Genomic DNA, 21,907 nt, shown 5'->3' with positions numbered 1-21,907 from the left:
TTCGCTTAACAACGGTGAGTTGTATGCCCTTACGAAAAAGAAGCCACCGAAGTGACTTCTTTTTCATCAAGCGTATGAATGTAATCCGGCGATGACGAGGTTGACGAACACTAAGTTGAACATGATGACGGCGAATCCGCCGACACAGAGCCATGCTGCTTTCGTCCCCGTCCAGCCCCGCTGGATGCGCATATGCAAGTAATAAATATAGATGAGCATCGTGATGAGCGCCCATACTTCTTTCGGGTCCCAGCCCCAGAAACGGTTCCAGGCAATCTGCGCCCAAATCATGGCGAAGATGAGCCCCCCGAGGATGAAGACCGGCAATCCGATCGCGATCGAACGGTAACTGATCTCGTCCGCGAGGTCAAGATCGACTTTCTTCGCGAGCGGTTGCAACGCTTCCGCAATGCGTTTGCGTAAGACGACGAACCGGAGCACGAGGTAAATGACGGCGCCAGCGATAATCGACCAGAGCAACGTGTTCAACTTCAACGTGTTGATGAACGTCGGCAATTCGAGCGATAGTCCACTCGCACCTGATAACAGTTGTGCGCCTTCCGGTACGAACAAGATCGGCATGAAGTATTCGTACGACTCTTGCGTACCGCGGTCATTCGTAAATTCGACGACTCCACCGGCACCGATTGCTTTAAACAGCATCGATACGAGGATGAAGCCGAGCGTGCACATGAGGACGAACATCGTCACTTCTAGCCATGTGCGCGATTTCGATTGTTCGCGCATCGACGTCTCGTTGAGCAAGAAGATCAAGCCCGAGGCGAAACTGATGGCGAGAATCCCTTGACCGAGCGCGGCCGTCGTGACGTGAATTTTCAACCAGACACTGTTCAGTGCCGGAATGAGCGGTGCCACTTCGCTTGAGAACATCGATGCGAACGCGATGACGAGAAGCGCCACCGGCATGGCGAACAAGCCGAGCACATCGTTTTTATAAATCCCATAGACGACGAGAAAACCGAGTACCATCATCATTCCGAAGAATGTCGTGTACTCATAAAGGTTAGAGACCGGCGCGTAGCCGACCCCGATCCAACGCATAATAAAATATCCCGTTTGGGCGACAAAGCCGATGACGGCTAGCGTGAACGCGTACTTACCGTAAGCGATCCGGTTGACGTTTCGGTCTTTGCGCATGCCACTGACCGCGATTGTGAACAACACGGTCGCCACGGCGTAAAGAATGAACGCGATCAAGAGCAGGCGGCTGCTCCACTGAATCCACTCCATTATGATTCCCCTCTTTCTTTAGTTGAGTCGATGTCTGCCTTTTGTTCGAACCGAGCCTGGTCTTCCCAAATCGGCAGCCCATTTTTTTCTAGGAGCGGTGTGATCTCGCGGTGAAGCGACGACGGGTTCTTGTTCGTGAATCCAGCCACGAGCACGTCCGTCTCGTTATGACGTCGTATCCAGACCCGGCGGTGCGGCCAATACATCCCCATAATGATCCCGATCATGAAGATCGTCCCACCGACAATTAAAATCGGATACGTCGAATCGCTCTTGACCCGAAGTCCGCTCGTACTCGCCATTTCCGTTCCTGCGAACTGGATCGCGTAACGATTGTCTTCATCGGCAACGTTCAGTCGAATCCCGATCAAGTTCGATTCGGTCGTCCCATCCGGGTTCTCGACCGCTAAGAAGAAAGCAGGGTTCAACGCCCGTGGTGACTTCGTATCCGGCTGTCCGTTTCGAACTTCAAAGTCCGGATACAAGTCGTTGAGCGTCACCGTGACCTCGCCGAGATCGTATGTCGTCTCAGGGTCCGTCAAGTCAACCGTGAACGGTCCGTACACGTCACCTGTCTGTTTGTCACCGACGTTAAACGACATCGACAAAAACTCCGGTCGGCTTGAATACTGCTCCTGATACACTTCGTACTTATCGAATTTGAACGGATGGTTCACTTTCGTCGAACCGGTTTCAACTTCCTCGAGTTGCGGCGATCCGTCCTCGTTCGTTCCGGTCTTCTTGAACAGTGTCAGTTCCGTCTCATAGTTTTTCGGGACAGCCCCGGCTTTTTCAATCGCTTCGGCAAACTTGGCGTCCTCCGCATTATTTTCTGGATCATACATCTCGAGGATGAACTGATCGTTACGAATGTAATACGTATCGTCTGTCGCCTCGAGCGCTACCGTCTCGCCTTCCCGTACCCATTCGAGCGTATCGGTGTGAAACGCCGGGAAGACGCGGAGCATCGCCCCCATAAAGAAGATGACAAGCCCGATGTGGTTGATGTATGGACCCCAACGACCAAACCGATACTTCTCGGCGAGTAGCGCATCGCCGTCGCGTTTTACATGATAACGCTTAGACTTTAATGCCTCACCGAGCGCGTCGATCTGTTCGTCCGTCCCTTTACCTTCACCGATCAGGCGTTGCCCGCGCATGAAGCGGTCGGTGCGTCGGACCGGTTGATATTTCAACGCTTTATACAACGGAAAGAATCGATCGATCGAGACGACGATCAGTGACAACGTCAGCATCACGATCAACGTGATGTACCACCACGACGTATATAAGTTATGGAATCCTAACGTGTAATAAATCGTTCCTGGCGTACCATATTCTTCGGTATAGTATTGACTCGCCGGCAATTGTTGCGGAATATACATCTCTTGCGGAAAAATCGTCCCGACCGCAGAGCCGACGATAATGAGTCCAATCAACCAAAGACCGACTTTGACCGATGCAAAGAAACTCCAGGCACGGTCAATCCAAGATCTCGGACGACGCTTCGACCGTAAATCGGCGCCGTCGTACTTCATATCTAGCATGTGTGCGCCCCCCGTTCGCTTACAATGACTTCTCGGCTAACTCTAACAGTTTCTCTTTCGTGAGTTCACCTTCATACTTTTCAATGACTTTTCCGTCGGCATCGATGACAAACGTCACCGGTAAGTTATAAATGCCGTACGCCTTCTCGACTTCGCTACGTGTATCCATCAAGATCGGATAGTCGAGCTCGACGCCGAGGTCATTGATAAAGTTGTCGACCCGCAGCGGCGTCTCACCGACGTTCACGGCCCAAAAGTCCACACCCATATTTTGAAGCGTGGCATAGTTGTCTTGTACGACCGGCATCTCTTTCTCGCACGGTTCACAGAACGTACCCCAGAAATTTAACAGCATCCCTTTCCCATCATACGTTTCGCGCTCGACCATCGTCGCACCGTCAAGACTGACGAGTTTAAAGTTCGGCGCGTCGTCTCCGGCCTCGACCCGGCCATCGTTCCCGGCCTGCTCGATCAATTGCATGATGACGACCGCACCGGCAAACAGCACCATCGTCATAATCATGAGGCGCCAAAATGACCGCTTTTTCTTATGGGCCATCGCTTGATTCAGCCGATCGCCTTGTTTCGTCTCTTTCGTCATGATTTCACACCATCCTTCAGTTGCTATTGTACTGAAAAAACAACGATAACGCACATTAACAGACTTTTTTCATCTTTTTGTCACAGAATCTCCACAAAAGAAAAAATCATCCTGTGTAAGGACGATTTTTAGCTTGTTATTTTTTCTTTTTCTTGCCTCGTGGTTCATTCGGCACGACCGGGTTCGCGAGCTCACGGAGCTTGCTCACTTCCTTGCGTGACAATTCGCGCCAGTCGCCTGTCGTGAGTCCGTCGAGCGTCAAGAAACCGAACTGTTCGCGCTTCAGTTTGATGACTTCCGAACCGACTGCTTCGAGCATGCGTCGAATTTGACGGTTGTGCCCTTCCGAAATGACGATTTCGAGAATCGCCGAGTTCTTCTTATGGTCGACTGTCTTCATTCTGACTTTCGCGCTGCCCGTCTTATAACCGTCATCGAGCTCTAAGCCTGACTCGAGCTGCTTGATGGCGATATACGAAGGGATGTTTTTCACTTTCGCGACGTAACGTTTCGGGATTTTGAACTTCGGATGAGTCATCATGTTCGAGAACTCTCCGTCGTTCGTCAAGATGATGAGTCCCGTCGTATTGTAATCGAGACGACCGACCGGGAAGACGCGTGACCCTGGTGGGACGAGATCGGTAATGACTTTGCGTCCTTTATCATCGTCGACCGTCGACACGTAGCCGCTCGGTTTGTAGAGCACGTAGTAGACGTGTTCTTCCTGTTCGATTTTGACGCCGTCGACTTCAATCTCCGACTTCGGTCCGACTTTCGTCCCGAGTTCACGAACGACTTTGCCGTTAATGCGAACCCGTCCGTCTAAAATCATTTCTTCGGCTTTACGCCGTGAGGCGATACCCGCTTGGGCAATCACTTTTTGTAAACGTTCCATTTAATCATTCTCCAATCTATCTTCCGTAATCGAAGCTGGCTGGCCGAAGAACAGATCGCCTTCGTCTGCCAGCTCGTCAACAAACGTTAATGGTGGCAACTCCTCGAGTGAATTGAATCCGAAATGGTCAAGGAAATGCTCGGTCGTCCGGTACAGTTTCGCGCGCCCGATCGTCTTCGCCCGGCCGGCTGATTCAATCAGCCCTTTTGACAACAACGTATGAATGACGCGTTCGACTTTGACACCGCGGACTTCCTCGATATCGGCCCGTGTGACCGGCTGCTTGTAGGCGATGATGACGAGCGTCTCCATGGCCGCACGAGACAGCGCCTGTTCGGCCATCGTCCCGACATACCGTTGAATGTACTCGGACACGTCCGGGATCGTCACGAGCTTGTACACGCCGCCCGATTCGATCAATTGAAACGGACGCCCCGAGTCCGTGAACGACGCCCCTAGCTTATTCAATTGTTCGCGGGCAGCGGCCTCAGAAATATCGAGCGTATCTGCTAGCGCCCGGACTTCCATGCCTTCTTCTCCGACGACAAACAATAGGCTTTCAATGATCGTTTCATAAGACAACAACGGCTTCATCCCTTTCCTTTGACGCTTCGACAAACGAAATGTGAATATCTCGGTCGACTTGCTTTGTCGTGACGACTCGTAACTTAATCAACTCAAGCAGCGCCATGAACGTGACGACGAGGTCGGACACGTCCGGCCGTTCTTCGAAGAATGCAAAGAACGACGTGTTCCGGTTCGCCGACACATGTTCATGCAGACGGGTCATTTGCTGTTCGAGCGTCCGCTCTTCCCGCTTGATCGTCTTTTTACGCCGTTCTTTCCAACGCTTCCGCTCGACCATCTTTGAATAGGCGTGCAACAAATCTGAAAAGTTGAGCGGTCCATCGTAAGGTTGGACCAGTTCAGACATGTACCGTGTCAAGTCTTCGCCGGGACGGCTATATAGTTCGAGCCGTTGCTCTTCTTGCTCGCGCATGAAGACGACCGCTTCTTTATAAGCTTTGTATTCAATCAACTGTCGAATCAACCCTTCCCGAGTCGGCTCTTCGCCGAAATCCGGAATCTCATCGTCCTCGATCGGGACCGGTGGCAACAGTTGTTTGCTCTTTAATTGGAGCAACGTCGCCGCCATGACCAAATATTCACTGGCCACATCGAGCTCAAACTTTTGCATCGTCCGGATAAAGGCGACATACTGGTCCGTGACTTCCGAAACAGAGATGTCGGCGATATCGAGCTCCATCTTGCCGATCAAGTGGAGCAACAAGTCGAGCGGGCCTTCGAACGTATCGATTTTGACGTTATACGCTTCCATAGAGACACCTGCCATTTAACATTTTTGCGCTTTAGTATAACATGTTTTGTAGTACAGTGACCACGAAAGGAGAAAATTGATGCTTACCCCTTTTTATCAGTATACGTTGCTGTTTGAATGTCATGCCGATTATTTCGAGTGCCACGAGGTGCTCGAAGAGGCGTGGCAGGATGGGAACCGTGAACATCTCGGCTATGCCGTCTTGATCCAGTACGCCGTCGCCCACTACCACTTCCGCCGGGGCAATACGGCCGGGGCCGTCAAGAGCGTCGCTGCATTGAAGCAAAAGCTTCCTTTGGCCAAAAGCGCTCTTGAACCGCTCGGCATCGACATGGAGGCGTTCACACGCGACTTGGAACGTTGGCCGCTCTCGGACACACTCCCGCTAGACGAGCCGACACGCCGACAAATCGACCGGTTGAAACCCACGTTCGAACCGACCTCCCTGACTTTCGACGAGCTCGTCCATAAACATATCCACCGTGACCGGACGCCCGTCGTTGAAGAGCGTCTGCTCGCGCTAGAACAACGACAAAAAGCTAGGCGCTGAGCCTAGCTTTTTATATCGAGACTTGATTCCATTTATCGAGCAAGTCACTCGTCTTCCCGTGACCGACAAGCGTCAAATCGAGCGGTAACAAGTTCCGCGTCTCATCGAGCAGTTCATATGAACGTTTTTCGCCACGGAACGAAGGCGACAAGGCGATATGATGGATGCACATCGTCGTCTCAAGCTGTTCCATCCCGATGATCCCGACGAAGTCTTCTTCGACTTTCCACAAGTAGAGGAACTTCGAAGCATCTTCCTCGTAAGACCGTACGAGTTCGAGAAGGGCGAGCGGAGACTTGTCGCTACATGAAAATGCGAGCAGCCCCATCGCCGTCTTCTCGTGCGATTGTTTATACTTCACCAGCATGGCTGGTCTCACCACCTTTAGTCAGACATGTTTCACGAAGTGATCACGTGAGAGACATGGCTCATTGTGCCATAACGTTTAGGCAGAAATCAATTCTCATCCCAAACTTTGACTTCAGCCATCTTCGTGCCTTGGCGAAGTTTGACCGCGTGTTCAAGGCCTGACGTCACTTTACCGAACACAGTATGAACCCCATCAAGGTGCGGTTGTGGCGCATGGACGATGAAGAACTGTGATGAGCCCGTGTTGCGCCCAGCGTGTGCCATCGAAAGCGAGCCGGCTTCATGTTTGTACGGGAACGAAGTCGACGTCTCGCAAGGGATCGTTTTACCTGAACCGCCCATACCTGTTCCGTCCGGGCATCCGCCTTGACTGACGAAGCCTGGGATGACACGGTGGAACGTCAATCCGTCGTAGAAGCCTCGGTTCGCGAGCTCTTCGAAGTTGTCGACCGTGATCGGTGCTGCGTCATGGAATAAATCAAATTCAATCATTTCACCGTTCTCTAATTTCATTGATCCTTTTTTCATATGGAAATACCCCTTTATGTTCATATAGTCAATAATCACTCACATTACCCATCTTATCAAAAAAAGACGTCTGCCTCCACTGTTTTGTGGAAACAGACGTTCTGACTTACTGGATGACCGCGTGGACGAGCGGACGTGCCTCTGGTTGAGTGGCGCCGATCGTGTAAGCATGATCCATGCGTTCAAGTGCCGAAGACATGTCTTCGATGTTTGAACGAAGGATCGCGATGACGTCACCTGCCTCGACTTTGTCGCCGACTTTCTTCTCGAGCGTGATACCGGCCGCGAAGTCGATCAAGTCGTCCTTCGTTGCCCGTCCCGCTCCGAGGAGCATCGCTGCGACACCGACCTCGTCCGCGATGATCGATTCGACGTAACCGGCTGTCTTCGCGACGAACGTCGTCTCAAATTTCGCTTGCGGGAATTTAGTCACATCATCGACGAGTGAGGCGTCCCCACCTTGTGCCGCGACGAACTGACGGAATACTTCAAGCGCGTGACCGTCGGCCATCCGGCGTTCAAGGTCGGCGTATGCTTCGTCAAACGTCTTATAAAATTCACCGAGGACGGCCATATGACCGGCGATCGTGAGTGCGATCGTTTTCAAGTCTTTGACGTCTTTCCCAGACAATACTTCAATCGCCTCTTTCACTTCGTTCGCGTTCCCGATCTCAAACCCGAGCGGTTGGTCCATATCGGTGATGACGGCGATCGTCTTGCGACCGACATTTTTCCCGATGGCGACCATCTCTTCAGCGAGTGCTTTCGCGTCGTCGAACGACTTCATGAACGCACCAGACCCTGTCTTGACGTCGAGGACGATGCTGTCGGCACCGGCAGCGATCTTCTTCGACATGATCGAGCTCGCGATGAGCGGGATCGACTCGACCGTCGCCGTCACGTCGCGGAGCGCGTAAAGACGTTTGTCGGCCGGCGTCAAGTTGCCCGTCTGCCCGATGATCGACATCTTGATGTCGTTCACTTGCTTCGTGAACTGCGCTTCTGTCAGCTCGACGTTGAACCCTGGGAATGATTCGAGCTTGTCGATCGTCCCACCTGTATGACCGAGCCCGCGCCCGCTCATTTTAGCGACCGGGATACCGATCGAGGCGACGAGTGGGGCGACGATCAAACTGATCTTGTCGCCGACGCCACCTGTTGAGTGCTTATCGACTTTTTTCCCTTTAATTTTAGAAAGGTCGATGACGTCACCTGACTTGACCATTTCCATCGTCAACGCCGCCGTCTCTTTCTCGGTCATGCCGTTGAAATAAATCGCCATCGACAAAGCAGACATTTGATAGTCTGGAATCGTCTCATTCGTGAAGCCTTCCACGACGTAGCGGATCTCCTGTTCGTTTAATTCTCCACCGTTACGTTTTTTCAAAATCAAATCGACCATACGCATAAGTTTCGTCCTCCTAGAATTGTTTTAGTCACATGCTTTTAATCGTGCCACGTACGAGTGAAAGGAAGTCTTGGCGGACGCGCTCTGTCGTCTCGATGACTTCTTCGTGGTTGAGCGGTTGGTCAAGGATACCTGCGGCCATGTTCGAGACGCACGAAATTCCGAGGACACGCATGTCTGAGTGACGAGCCACGATGACTTCTGGTACGGTCGACATGCCGACGACGTCGCCGCCGAGCAGACGGGCCATCTTGACTTCGGCCGGTGTCTCGTATGTCGGACCGGTGTTCCCGAAGTAGACGCCTTTTTGAATCTTGAGACCGAGGTCTGACGCGACCCGCTCTGTCAACGCGACGAGTTGTTTGTCGTACGCCTCTGACATATCCGGGAAGCGTGTCCCGAAGTCGCTCGCGTTCTTGCCGATGAGCGGGCTCGTGCCGAAGAAATTGATATGGTCCGTGATGACCATCAAGTCGCCCGGGTTGAACGCCTCGTTGCAAGCACCAGCGGCGTTCGTGACGATGAGCGTCTCGACACCGATCAATTTGAGGACACGGACTGGGAACGTGACTTGTTCCATCGAATATCCTTCATAGAAATGGAACCGTCCTTGCATCGCAACGACACGTTTCCCTTCAAGGTCACCAAAGACGAGCTGTCCGGCATGACCTTCGACTGTCGAGACCGGGAAGTGCGGAATATCTTCGTAAGGAATCGCGACCGGATTCTCGATCTCGTCGGCGAGCACGCCAAGACCCGATCCGAGAATGAGTCCGATTTCTGGTGTTCCGTTCATGCGTTCCTGTAAAAATGCTTTTGTTTCGTTCCAATTTACCATGTGTAGTGCCTCCTCAAATTTCGTTTAAGAAACTGTTTCCGATTGTTGGTGCGTCGACGTCAAAGTTATCCGCCACCGTGGCGCCGATATCTGCGAACGTAGCGCGAACGCCGAGGTCGACCGCAGTCGAACCGTGGTGATGGACGATGAGCGGGACATATTCCCGCGTATGGTCCGTCCCTGGTGCCGTCGGATCGTTACCGTGGTCGGCCGTGATGATCAGCAAGTCGTCTTCACGCAAGCGAGCAAACACTTCAGGAAGACGGGCGTCATACTCTTCGAGCGCGACCGCATATCCTTCCGGATCCCGGCGATGGCCGAACAATGCGTCAAAGTCGACGAGGTTCAAGAAGCAGAGCCCTTCGAACTCCTCATCAAGCGAAGCGACGAGTTTGTCCATCCCGTCCATGTTCGACTTCGTACGGACCGCTTTCGTCACGCCTTCTCCGTCATAGATATCACTGATCTTCCCGAGGGCAATCACGTCTTTACCAGCTGTTTCGAGCGTGTTCATGACCGTCTTGCCGAACGGTTTGAGCGCATAGTCGTGACGGTTTGACGTCCGGACCCAAGCACCAGGCGTTCCGAGGAACGGCCGGGCGATGATCCGTCCGAGCATGTACGGATCTTCGCGCGTGATGTCGCGCGCGTATTCGCAGATGCGGTACAGTTCTTCGAGCGGGACGACTTCTTCGTGGGCCGCGATTTGAAGCACCGAGTCGGCCGACGTATAGACGATCAACGCACCTGTCGCGACATGCTCTTCACCGAGCTCGTCTAAAATTTCCGTTCCTGATGCCGGCTTGTTGCCGATGATGTCGCGTCCACTGAACTCTTTAAGCCGGTTGATCAAATCGTCCGGGAATTCCTCGAACACACGGAACGGCGTATCGATGTGGAGACCCATGATTTCCCAATGACCAGTCATCGTATCTTTCCCGGCCGAAATTTCTTCCATCCGGCCGAACGCGCTCGGCGCGCTTGACGGTTCGATGCCTTCGATCGGTTTAATGTTCGCTAATCCGAGCTTGCCCATGTTCGGCATGTTCAGGCCGCCATGCTCACGAGCGATGTGACCTAACGTGTCTGAACCGACGTCTCCGAACTGGTCGGCATCTGGGGCTTCCCCAATCCCGACTGAGTCCATGACGACTAAGAATATACGTTTAAATTTCTTCACAAAAGTTCCTCCTTTAAGTGTCTAGGCCCGCGGGTGATGCTTACGGTACACATCGTGGAGCCGCGCCTTGTTTACATGTGTGTAGATTTGAGTGGTGGAGAGATCGGCATGGCCGAGCATTTGCTGGATGGCGCGCAGATCGGCACCATTCTCGAGCAAGTGCGTCGCGAACGAGTGACGCAGCACGTGCGGTGTGATCTCTTTCGGGATACCGGCGTCTTTCGCCCGTCGCTTGATGATCTTCCAAAACCCTTGGCGGCTAAGCCGACCGCCACGTCCGTTCAAGAACAACGCCTCGGTCTCCCGACCACCGAGGCCGTTTCGCGCTTGCTGGATGTAACGTTCGACAAAATTTTGGGCGACCGACGACACCGGAATGATCCGGGCGCTCTCGCCTTTGCCTTCACACTGTAAATACCCCAGTTCAAACTGTAAATCATCCAAATCAAGACCGAGAAGTTCGCTGACGCGCATGCCTGTCCCGTAGAGCAGTTCGAGCATGGCACGATCTCGAAGCGCGAGCGGATCGTTCGTCGGGACGCTATCGAGCAACCGCTCGACTTCGTCTTGCGACCACGTGTCCGGCAGATGTCGCTCCGCTTTCGGCGTCTCTAAGTAAAGTGCCGGATCGGTCGAGGCGCCGCCGCTCATCTTCAGATGGTGATGAAACGTGCGAATCGAACTGACGGCTCGCCGCAGTGACGAGGCGGCCCGACCCGCTTGCGACAGTTCCTCTAAATGCTTGACGATATGTGAGCGCGTGACTTCATTCCACTCGGTCACCCCAAGTTGGATTAGTGTCGATAAGTACTGGGTCAAATCGCTCGCATAGGCTTGTCTCGTGTTGGTGGACATTCTTTTCTCAACCGTCATATATTGTAAAAACGACTCGACTTGCGAACGCATGACATCCCCCTCCTTCCTCGCTACACCTGAATACGCTTACATCATATCACTTATGTAAACCGTTGTGAAGACGTCTGACCTCATTTTTTTGTAAGTTTTTTTTACAGTTTTTTGTCATCGATTTCACGCCCTTTTTCTCCAGGAAATCGACTGACAATCCCGCTGCATCACTGGTAAGATGAACGTAGTTGAAAAGGAGTGATGACGATGAACATCGAACACGTTGCCGTATGGGTCCACGACCTCGAACGGATGCGCCGCTTTTATGAGACGTATTTTGGTGCCAGCGCCAACGACAAATATACGAACCGGCACAAACAGTTCACATCGTATTTTTTAACGTTTCCGGAATCAGCGTGCCGACTCGAGCTGATGTGCCGACCCGACATCCAAGGCGAAGCGATGCCGACACTCGGCTTGGCGCATGTGGCGTTCGCGCTAGGCAGCGCCGAGGCCGTCGACGAATTGACGGCGCGCTTGCAGGCTGATGGCTATGAACTCGTCGATGGACCGCGTCTGACCGGGGACGGCTATTATGAGAGCGTCGTCCACGATCCAGAACGAAACAAAATCGAACTGACGATTTGATCTGATGATCAACATAAAGGAGGACAAGCCGAGCGGCTTGTCCTCCTTTGTTTCGTCAACCGTTAATGACGGCTTTATGCCCTTCGAGCGTGACGCCTTTCGCTTGGCACACTTTACAGATGCCATGGAACGTCAAACGATGGTCTTTGATTAAAAATTCATACTTGCTCTCGACTTTCTTCTCGACGTCGACGAGCAGGTCTTCCATGATCTCTTCGACTGATCCACACTCGACACAGACGAGGTGATGGTGCGAATGGTTCGCCCCTTCTGGTCTGAGGTCGAACCGGGCGACGCCGTCACCGAAGTTGACTTTGTCGACGACGCCGAGCTCGGTCAACAGTTCGAGTGTCCGGTAAACGGTCGCGAGACCGATTTCAGGTGCGATGCTCTTGACGAGCATGAACACGTTCTCTGCACTTAGATGGTCCGTCTCGTTCTCAAGCAAGATACGGACCGTTGATTCTCGTTGCGGTGTCAATTTATATCCTTTGGCGCTCAATTGCTGTTTGATCCGTTCAATTCGCGTTTCCATAAGGCGCCCCCTCTTTACATAATTCACTATTCAAAGCATACCGAAATTCCGTCGTTTTTTCAAATTAAAATTATTACTATCTAAGTTTATCACAACCTACTTCAGATTAGAATTATTTCAATTTAGACAATTGCCACCACTGAATCGCCATGATCGTCTTGGCATCGGTGATCCGCCCGCTCGCTAAAAGCTCGCCCGCTTCTTCGAACGTATAACGTTCGACTTGTAAAAATTCGTCCTCGTCTAGGTTCATCGCTCCCGCCGTCAAACCTTTGGCGACGAACACGTCGACGCGCTCGCTGCAAAATCCAGGTGCCCCGTAAAACGAGAACATCTTTTCAAGCGACTCGGCTTTATAACCGGTCTCTTCCTCAAGTTCACGCTTCGCGCTCGCGAGCGGCTCTTCTCCGATCTCGAGTTTACCGGCCGGAATCTCGAGTGACATCGATTCGAACGCTTTCCGGTATTGCTCGACGAGAACGATCTTGTCGTCCTCATCGATCAACAATACCGCGACGGCCCCATTATGATACACAAGCTCTCGGACCGACGTTCCTCCGTTCGGGAGCGCGACGACATGCTTCTCGACATCGAAAATCTTCCCTTGATAGATGACTTCCCGTTCAATCGTTTTCTCTTCCATGGTTATGTACTCCTCACGTTTTCTTATATACTGTAATTATGAGTCAAATCAATGGACGGAACAAGGAGGAATTATCGATGGCAGAACTTGGACTAGGAACGATGTCGATTTTAAAACAAGGTGACGATGAGGGCCGACGGATTCTCGAGGCGGCTTATGCGTCAGGGATCCGTCATTTTGACACGGCTGACGTCTATGACCGTCACGACGTCGAACGGCTCGTTGGTGAGACGTTCGACGGTCGGCGGGACGATTTGTTTTTGACGAGCAAAGGCGGAAATGAATGGACCGAAGACGGAATGCGCTGGAACCCAACCCCTTCTTATTTAGAACAGGCGCTTCATGGTTCTCTCGAACGACTACAGACGGATTACTTAGACTTATATTACGTACACGGTGGAACGATGGAAGACGACCTTGACGCGACGATCGATTTCATGCGTCGACAAAAGCAGGCCGGGGTCATCCGTCAAATCGGGCTCTCCTCGATTCGTCCGAACGTGATCCGCTACTGGCTTGAGCACGGGGAGCTCGATGTCTTGATGACACCGTACTCACTGCTCGACCGCCGCATCGAATCGCTCGGGCAAGACGTTCCGCTCGTCGGTCGAGGACCGCTCGCTAAAGGGCTGTTGACCGATGAATGGTCCGAGCGCTTGAGCGCTAAGGGCTTCGAGTCGTGGAGCGAACCCGAGTTACGCAACCTCCTGTCGACGTTGCCACACCCGATTCAAGCGTATGCGCTCGCTGCCGCGAAACGGACGTGTGCCGTCGTCTTGCCTGGCGCTTCTTCTGTCGAGCAGTTGCAGCAGACGATTGACGCATATCATGACGACATCAATGAGCGTGCACTCGATAAACTGCTGGCTCGTCTGCCGATTCATCCGTATACAAAACATACGACCTGAACGTCAGGTCGTATGTGTACCGCGCTGTTTCATTTGTTCGATCGCCCAATCGGCCCAATCGGCATAGTTTTCCATCATGCGGATCGCATATTCACTCGTCAATAAGTACCCGAGCGTGTCCGCTTCCGATTGATGGGCTGCTTGGAACGCACGAATTTGGTGTGCGACTTGTTCATGATGCGTTTTCGTCTCCTCGACGTAACGGATCGCCTCGTCGAGCGGAAGCAGTTGCAACAGGCTGACGCGCAGCAGGTTCTCATCTTTCATCTTCGGCTGAAACGACGTCGGTTGTCTGAGCCAGTCAATCAACTCTTGACGTCCCGTCGCTGTGATCGAATAGATCTTCTTATCGGGAAGATCATGTTGGGTCACATGCTCTGACGAAACGAGGTGCTCGTCTTCCATCTTTAACAGTTCCCGATAAATCTGTGTATGATGGGCGTGCCAAAAGTGGATCATTTGCGCTTTGAACGTCGCGTTCAAGGCGTAGCCGGTCGCAGGCTGATGGGTCAACAACCCGAGTAGTGCATGACGTAACGCCATAACCATCACCATTCCCTTGCAGTTCAGTTTTTTTAAGTGTAGCACAATCTCTTGTAAGTCCGAGAATGTCAATCGGTTGACGGGCGCACCGAAGACACAGACAATGAGAGAAAGGAGTGATCAATCATGAAACCAATACAATCTGAACAACAATTCCAAACTGCCATTCAAGATAAAGGAATGGTCATCTTCACGACGTCTTGGTGCCCGGACTGCCGCCGCCTCGACATGTACGTCGACGAACTCGTCAAAGACTACCCGCAATTCAACTGGTACGTCGTCGATCGCGACGAACTGCCTGAACTGTCTGACACGCAGGAAGTCCGGGGCATCCCGTCACTGCTCTTCTATCAAGAAGGCGTCAAACAAGAACACCTTCATTCGGCGCATGCGAAGACGGAAATGCAAATTCGGTCGTTCCTCGACACGTTGAACGCCTAAAAAAAGACGACCGCGGTCGTCTTTTTTAGTGCGTGAATTTCTGCATGTAGCGCCTGTCGATTTGGCGCTTGATCCAATACGAACACCGGCCGTGCCACGTCAAGCGCCCAAACGTGAGTAAGGCGTGTCCCGGGGTCGTCAATAAAATATTGAGCGACGTCCGCTGTTTATATGGCTTTTGGTCACCGAGGAGCGCCGACGCGACATGACGACCCGACCGGACCGCGTCGACGCCTCCGTTCAAGCCCATTGCCATATCCCCGGTGATGTAAATATCTTGATACGTCGCGTGACGCAAATAAGCGTCGGTCGGAATAAACGACCCCTCCTCGGCAAGGCCTGAGCGGTGCCACCACTCGACCGGCACGACTCCAGTCGCGTCAAGGACAAGACCGTCTGGCGCGTCCCCACCCTCATACTGTTGCGCGATCAGCGTCACTCCGCTTGCAACGAGACGACGGGCAATGTGACGGCCGACCCGGTTCGGCAAATCCGGCAAAATCTGCTTCGCATAGAGCGTGACGTGTTGCTTCGACCTCACGCAAGCGAAAGCGAGCTCGACGCCAGCTTTGCCCCCTCCGACGATCGTGACCGCACGGCTCGCTTGAATGTGTTCGATCACTACGTCCGTCATCGGTTTCAAGCCCGTTCCGATCCCTCGGCTCTTCGCACCTGTCGCGAGCACGAGGTGATCATAAGCGATCATACCTCGATCGGTCTCGATGATTCGCTTGACCGGGTCGAGCGAGATGAGTCTGCTCGCGACCGGTGTGACGTCCGGTCGCAAGTTGACGACTGCCGAAGCCATCTCATTTGCGATCACTTGGGGGAACGCCCCGGTATAAATCGTTTCCTCAAGTCCGACATAACTGACCTCGTACCGTTCACGCAACTGTTCGATCCGCGCTAAAATTTCGAGTTGCCCGTGACCGAGCCCGACTAGGACGAGCCGCGGCTTCATCGTAAAATCCGCCGTGCTTCCAACAGGCGTTGGCTGATCGTGAACACTTCAAGGATGAGGAACAGCGTCGCGACGACCCCGATCCACGACGGGAATAAAATCATGAGCGTGAACAAGATGAAGCACTCCGTCCGTTCAAGGAGGCCCGGTTGATAATAAAATGATTTCTCAGAACGTTTTGAACTGCTGGCTCCGACGGCGAGAAACAGCGTCATCGCAACGACGAAGGATCCGAGCAAGAAGAGAAAGACCGGCATGTGCTCAGGATAACGAAGCGCCAGCGCGACGACGACCGAGATCTCGACGATGCGATCGAAGACGAGGTCGAGCACTGTGCCAAACCCCGTCTTCCGAGAGCGGCGCGCCATCGTCCCGTCAATGACATCGAGAAGACCCGATAACCAAAGCAGGGCGACCGCTGTCCAAAGCATGTCATTATAAATAAAGAACCCGACCGAGATCCCGATGATCCCTCCAAGGATTGTCACTTCGTTCGGTGTGAAATTCCATTTTAGAAGCCGATCGGCCCCTCGTTCAACGATGGGACGAACCCAGCGGCTTCCGTACGTGTCTAGCATCAAACCACTCCTTTTTTCTTCCGCAAATAGTAGGTCTCCCCGACCTGAAACGATTCATCCCGGGGGAGAATGACGTACGTACCGGTCGCGAGGCGATACTCGCCTAGGCGATTGCCGAAGCGATTCAACTGTCGGACGAGTACGACCGGTTCGCCTGCTTCTTCCGTCACTTCCATCATCGTCGCCGGATAAGACGAACCTGAAAGCTCGATAAAGTCTCCAAACGCCGGCTCAGTCTCGTAAAGTTCGCCTGGCGTCCCCGTCGCTAGGACTTCTCCGTCCTCGAGCAACGTCACCCGATCGGCGACGAGCATCGCTTCTTCCCGGTCGTGGGTCACGAGCAACGCCGTCAACTCGAGTTGTTGGACGAGGTCCCGGATCAGCCGCTGCAACTCGTACTTCAAATCCGGATCGAGATTCGTGAACGGCTCATCTAACAAAATGAGCCGCGGCTCGGCCGCAAGGGCACGGGCAAAACTGACACGCTGTTGCTCGCCTCCGGAAAGTTCGTGGATGTCATCATCATATCGGCCCGGAAGGCGGACACGGTCAAGCCACGCCTCCGCCTGCTCCCGGGACCGGTTTTGAGTCGCGAGCGTCACGTTCTCCCCGACGGACAGATGCGGGAACAGAAGCGGTGATTGTGACAGCATCGTGATGCGCCGCTTGTGAGGAGGCGTCCCGAGGAGCGGCTCTCCGTCCCACGTCACCGTCCCCGTGTCTGCCGTCTCAAGTCCGGCGATAATCCGTAGCAACGTCGACTTCCCGGACCCGCTCACCCCGACAAGCGCATGGATCTCTTTCTTGTCAACGATCAGGTCGACCCCGTTCAACACGTCGCGTTGTTTAAAGTTTTTTTGTATTTTCGTAACGACTAAACTCATCTTAACCGCTCCTTCATAATTCTTACCGCTGCGCGGAACAATCCTCCGAGACCGATATACAACAAGACCGGCAACAAGATGAGGACCCACGTGTTTTGTAGTGCCAATGAAACGTCATTTCCCGCATACGATTGATACAGTTGTGTCGTGACGGTCGGGATGAGCCCTGCACCGATCAATTGCACGAGCACGAACTGACCGAGAACGATGACCGTCGAGAACAAGACGATCGTCCGCATCGTCGCCGCCAACAAAGGAAACAGCACCATGCTAAATCGAGGCAGCGGCGGCAGTGTCATCGTCTGCTCAAGGAGCGGGCGTCCGATCACATACATCGCATTGTAGGCGAGCCGGATCGAGTACGGGAGCGTCGAGACGAGCAAGACGAGCAAGACACCGGCATACGTCCCGACGAGCCCGACGTTCGCGAGCACGATGTACATACCGAACATACTCGCCATGACCGGAATGAACAACGGGATAAAGACGAGCCACTCGACGAGTGTCCGCCATCTCGACTCTGTAAAAATCAGCCACCACGCTGTCCCGAGACCGAGCCAGACATTGATGACGGCCAAACTGATGACGTAGAACACCGTGTTCATGAGCACTTCATCCAATCGGATCGGAGAAGGCAAACCGAAGAGTAAGCCGAGAAACGGGAACAAGATGAAACTGATGATAAGGACCCGACTCATCGCCTCACCCCTTTTTCAATCCGGCGTCTTCGTTTGGCCGTAACGAGATACGATACAAAAGCCCCGACTGAGATCAATAGTGTCCAAACGAGTGCGACCGCGTAGGATTCATTCGCGTTTAAAAACAACCCTGTCGTCAGCCGTTCGTATGCGAGCACCCCGAGCAGCTCCGGGAATGTGACCCCGAGCAGGGCCGGTACCTCGTAAGCGAACGAGATGAACGCCACTAAAATCCAAAACGAGTCCAAGAGCGGCTTCAGTAAAAACGGCCACTCCGCGACTTTGAACTGCTCGAACCGTGTGAGTTGGAGCGTCTTCGCCATATCGAGATAGCCGCGATTCAGTTGCCCGTATGTGCCGAGCATCATCAAAAAGACGAACGGCACTTCTTTCCACACATACGTCAATATGACGACAAAGTGATGGCGCTCGTTCGCTTCCACAAGCCCGTAAAACGGAAAACCGCCCGAGAACAACAACAAAAATAAATACGCACCTGCGACATGCGGCACGAACATCGGCAATTTGAGCAGCGCTGAAAGCCAAACCGCCTCTCGAATCCGGACCGTTCGTGCCAACCACGTCCCGATGAGTAGCGAAATCGTCGTCGAGACGAGCGTCACGTAAAGCGTGACGGCTAAACTCGCCCGCCACGCCGCATCGCGCCAAAGTGACGTCCATTCGAACGAAGCGGTCTCACCGGCTAGAAACGCCAGACCGGCGAGCGGTAGCAATAAGACGATGACGCTCAAGCCGACGCTACCTCGCGACACGGGACCATCCCTCACGAACTTGATCGATCACGCTCGGCCCGAAGTCGGCAATCGAACGTTCGGCAAGTTGTTCAGGGTCTGGATACGTGACGCCCGTGTCCAGCTTGAGGAAGGCTTCCCGGTCCGCTCGTTCAAGCTTCGTCAAATCGAGCGACGTCCCGTCCCCCCAATACGTCGCATCTTGTTTGGCGAGTTGGGCTTCCGGTGACAACAATTCATTGATCACGACGATGGCACCGTTCGGATTGCTTGCGTTGAACGGGACCGCGAGAAAATGCGTCGAGGCGATTGAATGATCGAGGACGAGTGCACGCGTCCCGTCTGGAAACACGCCGTCGTTTCGCTCGGCCTCAGCACGACGCTCATTGAATCCCATCGTCATCCACACGTCACCTTTCGCATAAAGTTGGTCGAGTTGAGCGAGTGACTTCGGATACGTCGCTCCTTGTTTCCACAGATTCGGTGACCACGTCGCGAGTTCATCCCAAAATGCATCCGGGATCGTTTGATCGCTCCGGATCGTTTCCCCGTACTCGGCATAGAGCAGATGGCGGACGAACGCGTTACCGGTGAAGTCTGTCACTTCAGGATACGTGAAACGACCCGGATTTGCTTCGGTCCAACGATGTAATTCTTCGAACGTCGCCGGAGGATTCGTCACTTTGTCGGCATCATAGTGCAGCACGAACTGAACGTTGCCCCACGCCACCTCGAGTCCGTCGGTCGGCGTCCCGGCGTCGGTCGCTTGCGCGGTCTCGTTCAAAAGTGCTGCGTTCGGGATTTTATCGAGCAGGTCGCCTTGTAGAAGCTCCGCCTCGGCCGCGTTTCTAAAATTATCACCATTGATCCACATGAGGTCGATCGTGCCCGCCTCTCGGTTCGAACGTTTATCGAGTGACAGTTGGCGAATGAATTCGGCCGTGTCCATCGGGACGCGATTCAACTCGATATCGTATGTCTCTTTCAGGCGTGGTGCGACGTAGTCATCGATGTAACGGTTGATGCCGTCGTCCCCACCCCACAAGTAAAAGTTGACCGTCGTTTGCTCAGCCTCTTGAACCGCCTCGTCAAACGTCGGGGCCAAGTCTGCTCCCGTCGTCCCGCAGGCGCTGAGAAAAACAAGCGCAAACAGCAGCCCAAATTGTCGTATTCGTCGCATCGTACTTCCCCTCTCTCTACTACTTTTTGTCAAATCCCCGTTTTGCCAACCGTTCGAACCAAATCGGGCACATTGCGTACAGTTTTCCGCCTAAGTCCATCCACCACGGGGCGTTGACTTCACGTTTCGATTGTTCAAACGCTGAGACGACCCGCTGTGCCAACTGATCTGGGTCGAGCATGATACGACGCACACTCTGTTCATAGCGACCCGTCTTATCAGCACGATCAAAGAACGGCGTGTTGATCGGACCAGGATTGACTGTCAGTACATGGACACCTGCCGGCTTCAGCTCGAGCCGGAGCGCGTTTGAAAACTGGAGCAACGCCGCTTTCGATCCGGCGTACACGGCCGACTTCGGGGTCGGCACTTTGGCAGCTTGCGAGCAAACGTTTATGATCGTCCCGCCTCGCTTCATCCGGCGCCCACAGTCACGCGACATCACCATCGGCGCGATCGCGTTCAAGCGCATCGTCTCTTCGATGACGTCCGTCGTTTGATCAACGACCCGGTCAAACTCACCGACGCCGGCGTTGTTGACCCAACCGTCGATCGGTCCATATTTCCGTACGACATCGTCGACGAGCGTCTCATAACTTGTCAAAACATCCGCGACCATCCAGTCTGCAGATAGTTTCGTCCCGAGCTCTCGAAGGCGCGTCTCGTTTCTGGCAATTAACGTCAGCTTATAGCCCGCTGCCGAAAAAGAATGCGCCAAAGCGGCACCAAAGCCGCTCGACGCACCCGTGATCACAATATGTCTCATTCCATTGCTTCCTCCACTCTCACATAAATCCATTTGCCATCGGCTAACTGCTTGACGACATGACCGCGCTCCTCGAGCAATGTCAACCGCGCGAACACTTCGCTGAAGACAAGCGGCATCGCCCGGCGCATCTTCCGCCCGTACAGCCGCATCGACCAATCGAACACACTCAAGCCGTCGGCCCAGTCGTTCAGCAGCTGTTCGCTCCGTTCATAGCGTTGACTAATCCTTGATTCGATGAGCACCCGCGGATGCTGAATCGGATTACCGTGTCCGCTCACGACGAGCTTAATATCAAGCTCCTGTAACTTTCTAAGCGAGTCGAGATACAGTAAGACCGGTGACGCAAACCCTTCGTCCTCATACGGTTGTTCGATCAACGGGTTCGGTTCGACCGCATCGATCAAATGATCACCGGCGATCAAGACGCCGCCCGGTCCGAGCAGTCCGAGTTGATCGCTCGCGTGTCCCGGCAGATGAATCGTCTTCCATGCCCCGTCGCTCGTCACGTCTTGTCCTTCTTCGAACGTCATCGTGACGGTCGTCGGACCGATCCAACGTAGCGCCTCCCGGTAGTCCGGCAACTTGGTGATGATCGACTCCGGTGCCCCGAACCAATGAGCCAGTTCATATAAGAAGTGATTGCCTTTTTTAATAAAGTTCGGTGTCTGTTCCAAATAACGAACGAGCTTCTCGTGACCGTAGACTGGAATCGAGGCATCCCGTAGCCGCCAAGCTTGACCGGCATGGTCGGCATGATGGTGCGTTAAAAATAGAAAATCGATATCCGCTAGCGTCAGTTCGAGTTCAGCCAATTCGCCGTTCAAGGATGCCCATGCCTCTTCCGTATCCGGGCCACAGTCGACCATGAAAAACCGGCCCCCATGCTCTACGATGTATACGTTCACGTTACCGACCTCAAACGGTGTCGGAATATCGAGTCTTGCCAGTTGGCTTGAAATCCAGTTCGCCACGTCCACACAACCCCTTCCACCTATCTTCATTCATTATACCTGTC

Annotated in this window: 27 protein-coding genes; 4 read left to right on the top strand and 23 right to left on the bottom strand. The window is 53.5% G+C overall.

What is annotated here, in order from left to right; translation table 11 throughout:
* Nucleotides 1-66: 66 nt before the first annotated feature.
* The 6 genes from ccsB to BJU60_RS01155 form a co-directional block, all read right to left on the bottom strand.
* Nucleotides 67-1,251 carry a c-type cytochrome biogenesis protein CcsB gene (gene ccsB / locus BJU60_RS01180; RefSeq protein ID WP_070327119.1) on the bottom strand — a complete coding sequence of 395 codons (1,185 nt, stop codon included), beginning with the start codon at nucleotides 1,249-1,251 and terminating at the stop codon, nucleotides 67-69.
* Nucleotides 1,251-2,798 (bottom strand): cytochrome c biogenesis protein ResB, encoded by a 1,548-nt coding sequence (gene resB / locus BJU60_RS01175; RefSeq protein WP_070327118.1) that lies wholly within the window; start codon nucleotides 2,796-2,798, stop codon nucleotides 1,251-1,253. Before resB ends, ccsB begins: the two co-directional genes overlap by 1 nt.
* A gap of 19 nt (nucleotides 2,799-2,817) precedes the next feature.
* A complete protein-coding gene (locus BJU60_RS01170) occupies nucleotides 2,818-3,399 on the bottom strand; it encodes a redoxin domain-containing protein (protein WP_070327117.1) in 582 nt (193 codons plus the stop codon).
* Between the two features lie 136 nt (nucleotides 3,400-3,535).
* Nucleotides 3,536-4,294 carry a pseudouridine synthase gene (locus BJU60_RS01165; protein WP_070327116.1) on the bottom strand — a complete coding sequence of 253 codons (759 nt, stop codon included), beginning with the start codon at nucleotides 4,292-4,294 and terminating at the stop codon, nucleotides 3,536-3,538.
* Nucleotides 4,295-4,888: an SMC-Scp complex subunit ScpB gene (scpB, locus tag BJU60_RS01160; RefSeq protein WP_016509366.1), complete on the bottom strand. Its 594-nt coding sequence runs from the start codon at nucleotides 4,886-4,888 to the stop codon at nucleotides 4,295-4,297.
* A complete protein-coding gene (locus BJU60_RS01155; RefSeq protein WP_070327115.1) occupies nucleotides 4,866-5,633 on the bottom strand; it encodes a segregation and condensation protein A in 768 nt (255 codons plus the stop codon). Before BJU60_RS01155 ends, scpB begins: the two co-directional genes overlap by 23 nt.
* Before the next feature lie 79 nt (nucleotides 5,634-5,712).
* On the opposite strand from BJU60_RS01155, the gene BJU60_RS01150 reads away from it, so the two are divergent.
* Nucleotides 5,713-6,183, top strand: coding sequence for a DUF309 domain-containing protein (locus BJU60_RS01150; RefSeq protein WP_070327114.1), 471 nt, complete (start codon nucleotides 5,713-5,715; stop codon nucleotides 6,181-6,183).
* A gap of 10 nt (nucleotides 6,184-6,193) precedes the next feature.
* Here BJU60_RS01150 and BJU60_RS01145 read toward each other — a convergent pair whose 3' ends face one another.
* The 6 genes from BJU60_RS01145 to xerD all read right to left on the bottom strand — a co-directional run bounded on the left by BJU60_RS01145 (nucleotide 6,194) and on the right by xerD (nucleotide 11,412).
* Nucleotides 6,194-6,550, bottom strand: coding sequence for a GCN5 family acetyltransferase (locus BJU60_RS01145; RefSeq protein WP_070327113.1), 357 nt, complete (start codon nucleotides 6,548-6,550; stop codon nucleotides 6,194-6,196).
* An 89-nt stretch (nucleotides 6,551-6,639) separates the two neighbouring features.
* The gene (locus BJU60_RS01140; protein WP_035386247.1) at nucleotides 6,640-7,080 is read right to left on the bottom strand and encodes a peptidylprolyl isomerase; all 441 of its coding nucleotides are present in this window, start codon (nucleotides 7,078-7,080) and stop codon (nucleotides 6,640-6,642) included.
* Between the two features lie 106 nt (nucleotides 7,081-7,186).
* Complete coding sequence (locus tag BJU60_RS01135; protein WP_070327112.1) at nucleotides 7,187-8,488, bottom strand: pyrimidine-nucleoside phosphorylase; 1,302 nt, start codon at nucleotides 8,486-8,488, stop codon at nucleotides 7,187-7,189.
* 28 nt (nucleotides 8,489-8,516) lie between these two features.
* A complete protein-coding gene (locus BJU60_RS01130) occupies nucleotides 8,517-9,326 on the bottom strand; it encodes a purine-nucleoside phosphorylase (protein ID WP_016509380.1) in 810 nt (269 codons plus the stop codon).
* A gap of 13 nt (nucleotides 9,327-9,339) precedes the next feature.
* On the bottom strand, nucleotides 9,340-10,506 hold the full coding sequence (deoB, locus tag BJU60_RS01125) for a phosphopentomutase (protein WP_070327111.1): 1,167 nt from the start codon (nucleotides 10,504-10,506) through the stop codon (nucleotides 9,340-9,342).
* Nucleotides 10,507-10,527: 21 nt separating this feature from the next.
* On the bottom strand, nucleotides 10,528-11,412 hold the full coding sequence (xerD, locus tag BJU60_RS01120) for a site-specific tyrosine recombinase XerD (RefSeq protein WP_070327110.1): 885 nt from the start codon (nucleotides 11,410-11,412) through the stop codon (nucleotides 10,528-10,530).
* A 207-nt stretch (nucleotides 11,413-11,619) separates the two neighbouring features.
* Between xerD and BJU60_RS01115 the strand changes: the two genes are divergently transcribed.
* Complete coding sequence (locus BJU60_RS01115) at nucleotides 11,620-12,000, top strand: VOC family protein (RefSeq protein ID WP_070327109.1); 381 nt, start codon at nucleotides 11,620-11,622, stop codon at nucleotides 11,998-12,000.
* A 55-nt stretch (nucleotides 12,001-12,055) separates the two neighbouring features.
* Here BJU60_RS01115 and fur read toward each other — a convergent pair whose 3' ends face one another.
* Nucleotides 12,056-12,535 (bottom strand): ferric iron uptake transcriptional regulator, encoded by a 480-nt coding sequence (gene fur / locus BJU60_RS01110; RefSeq protein ID WP_016509373.1) that lies wholly within the window; start codon nucleotides 12,533-12,535, stop codon nucleotides 12,056-12,058.
* Between the two features lie 112 nt (nucleotides 12,536-12,647).
* Nucleotides 12,648-13,178, bottom strand: a complete 531-nt coding sequence (locus BJU60_RS01105; RefSeq protein WP_070327108.1) for an NUDIX domain-containing protein — start codon at nucleotides 13,176-13,178, stop codon at nucleotides 12,648-12,650.
* 77 nt (nucleotides 13,179-13,255) lie between these two features.
* Here BJU60_RS01105 and BJU60_RS01100 point away from each other — a divergent pair, with 77 nt between their 5' ends.
* A complete protein-coding gene (locus BJU60_RS01100; protein ID WP_254281614.1) occupies nucleotides 13,256-14,086 on the top strand; it encodes an aldo/keto reductase in 831 nt (276 codons plus the stop codon).
* A 3-nt stretch (nucleotides 14,087-14,089) separates the two neighbouring features.
* Here BJU60_RS01100 and BJU60_RS01095 read toward each other — a convergent pair whose 3' ends face one another.
* Nucleotides 14,090-14,629 (bottom strand): PadR family transcriptional regulator, encoded by a 540-nt coding sequence (locus BJU60_RS01095; protein WP_070327911.1) that lies wholly within the window; start codon nucleotides 14,627-14,629, stop codon nucleotides 14,090-14,092.
* A 126-nt stretch (nucleotides 14,630-14,755) separates the two neighbouring features.
* Between BJU60_RS01095 and BJU60_RS01090 the strand changes: the two genes are divergently transcribed.
* Nucleotides 14,756-15,070, top strand: coding sequence for a thioredoxin family protein (locus tag BJU60_RS01090; protein WP_070327106.1), 315 nt, complete (start codon nucleotides 14,756-14,758; stop codon nucleotides 15,068-15,070).
* A 25-nt stretch (nucleotides 15,071-15,095) separates the two neighbouring features.
* On the opposite strand, the gene BJU60_RS01085 is transcribed toward BJU60_RS01090, so the two are convergent.
* From BJU60_RS01085 to BJU60_RS01050, 8 genes are read right to left on the bottom strand one after another with little or no spacing between them, the layout of a single operon-like run.
* The gene (locus tag BJU60_RS01085; RefSeq protein WP_070327105.1) at nucleotides 15,096-16,031 is read right to left on the bottom strand and encodes an FAD-dependent oxidoreductase; all 936 of its coding nucleotides are present in this window, start codon (nucleotides 16,029-16,031) and stop codon (nucleotides 15,096-15,098) included.
* A complete protein-coding gene (locus tag BJU60_RS01080) occupies nucleotides 16,028-16,609 on the bottom strand; it encodes a CDP-alcohol phosphatidyltransferase family protein (RefSeq protein WP_070327104.1) in 582 nt (193 codons plus the stop codon). Before BJU60_RS01080 ends, BJU60_RS01085 begins: the two co-directional genes overlap by 4 nt.
* Nucleotides 16,609-17,493 carry an ABC transporter ATP-binding protein gene (locus tag BJU60_RS01075; protein ID WP_070327103.1) on the bottom strand — a complete coding sequence of 295 codons (885 nt, stop codon included), beginning with the start codon at nucleotides 17,491-17,493 and terminating at the stop codon, nucleotides 16,609-16,611. Before BJU60_RS01075 ends, BJU60_RS01080 begins: the two co-directional genes overlap by 1 nt.
* The gene (locus tag BJU60_RS01070) at nucleotides 17,490-18,191 is read right to left on the bottom strand and encodes an ABC transporter permease (RefSeq protein ID WP_070327102.1); all 702 of its coding nucleotides are present in this window, start codon (nucleotides 18,189-18,191) and stop codon (nucleotides 17,490-17,492) included. Before BJU60_RS01070 ends, BJU60_RS01075 begins: the two co-directional genes overlap by 4 nt.
* Nucleotides 18,188-18,964 carry an ABC transporter permease gene (locus BJU60_RS01065; protein ID WP_070327101.1) on the bottom strand — a complete coding sequence of 259 codons (777 nt, stop codon included), beginning with the start codon at nucleotides 18,962-18,964 and terminating at the stop codon, nucleotides 18,188-18,190. Before BJU60_RS01065 ends, BJU60_RS01070 begins: the two co-directional genes overlap by 4 nt.
* Nucleotides 18,951-20,123 (bottom strand): ABC transporter substrate-binding protein, encoded by a 1,173-nt coding sequence (locus BJU60_RS01060; RefSeq protein WP_070327100.1) that lies wholly within the window; start codon nucleotides 20,121-20,123, stop codon nucleotides 18,951-18,953. The genes BJU60_RS01065 and BJU60_RS01060 overlap by 14 nt, the downstream gene beginning before the upstream one ends.
* A gap of 19 nt (nucleotides 20,124-20,142) precedes the next feature.
* On the bottom strand, nucleotides 20,143-20,889 hold the full coding sequence (locus tag BJU60_RS01055; protein ID WP_070327099.1) for an SDR family NAD(P)-dependent oxidoreductase: 747 nt from the start codon (nucleotides 20,887-20,889) through the stop codon (nucleotides 20,143-20,145).
* On the bottom strand, nucleotides 20,886-21,863 hold the full coding sequence (locus BJU60_RS01050; protein WP_236637548.1) for an MBL fold metallo-hydrolase: 978 nt from the start codon (nucleotides 21,861-21,863) through the stop codon (nucleotides 20,886-20,888). Before BJU60_RS01050 ends, BJU60_RS01055 begins: the two co-directional genes overlap by 4 nt.
* Nucleotides 21,864-21,907 lie beyond the last annotated feature (44 nt).

Origin of the sequence: Exiguobacterium aurantiacum, from assembly GCF_001766415.1 — a bacterium.
Lineage (GTDB): Bacteria > Bacillota > Bacilli > Exiguobacteriales > Exiguobacteriaceae > Exiguobacterium > Exiguobacterium aurantiacum_A.
Note: the sequence above shows the minus strand (reverse complement) of the source record. Positions and strands in the feature narration are given on the sequence as shown.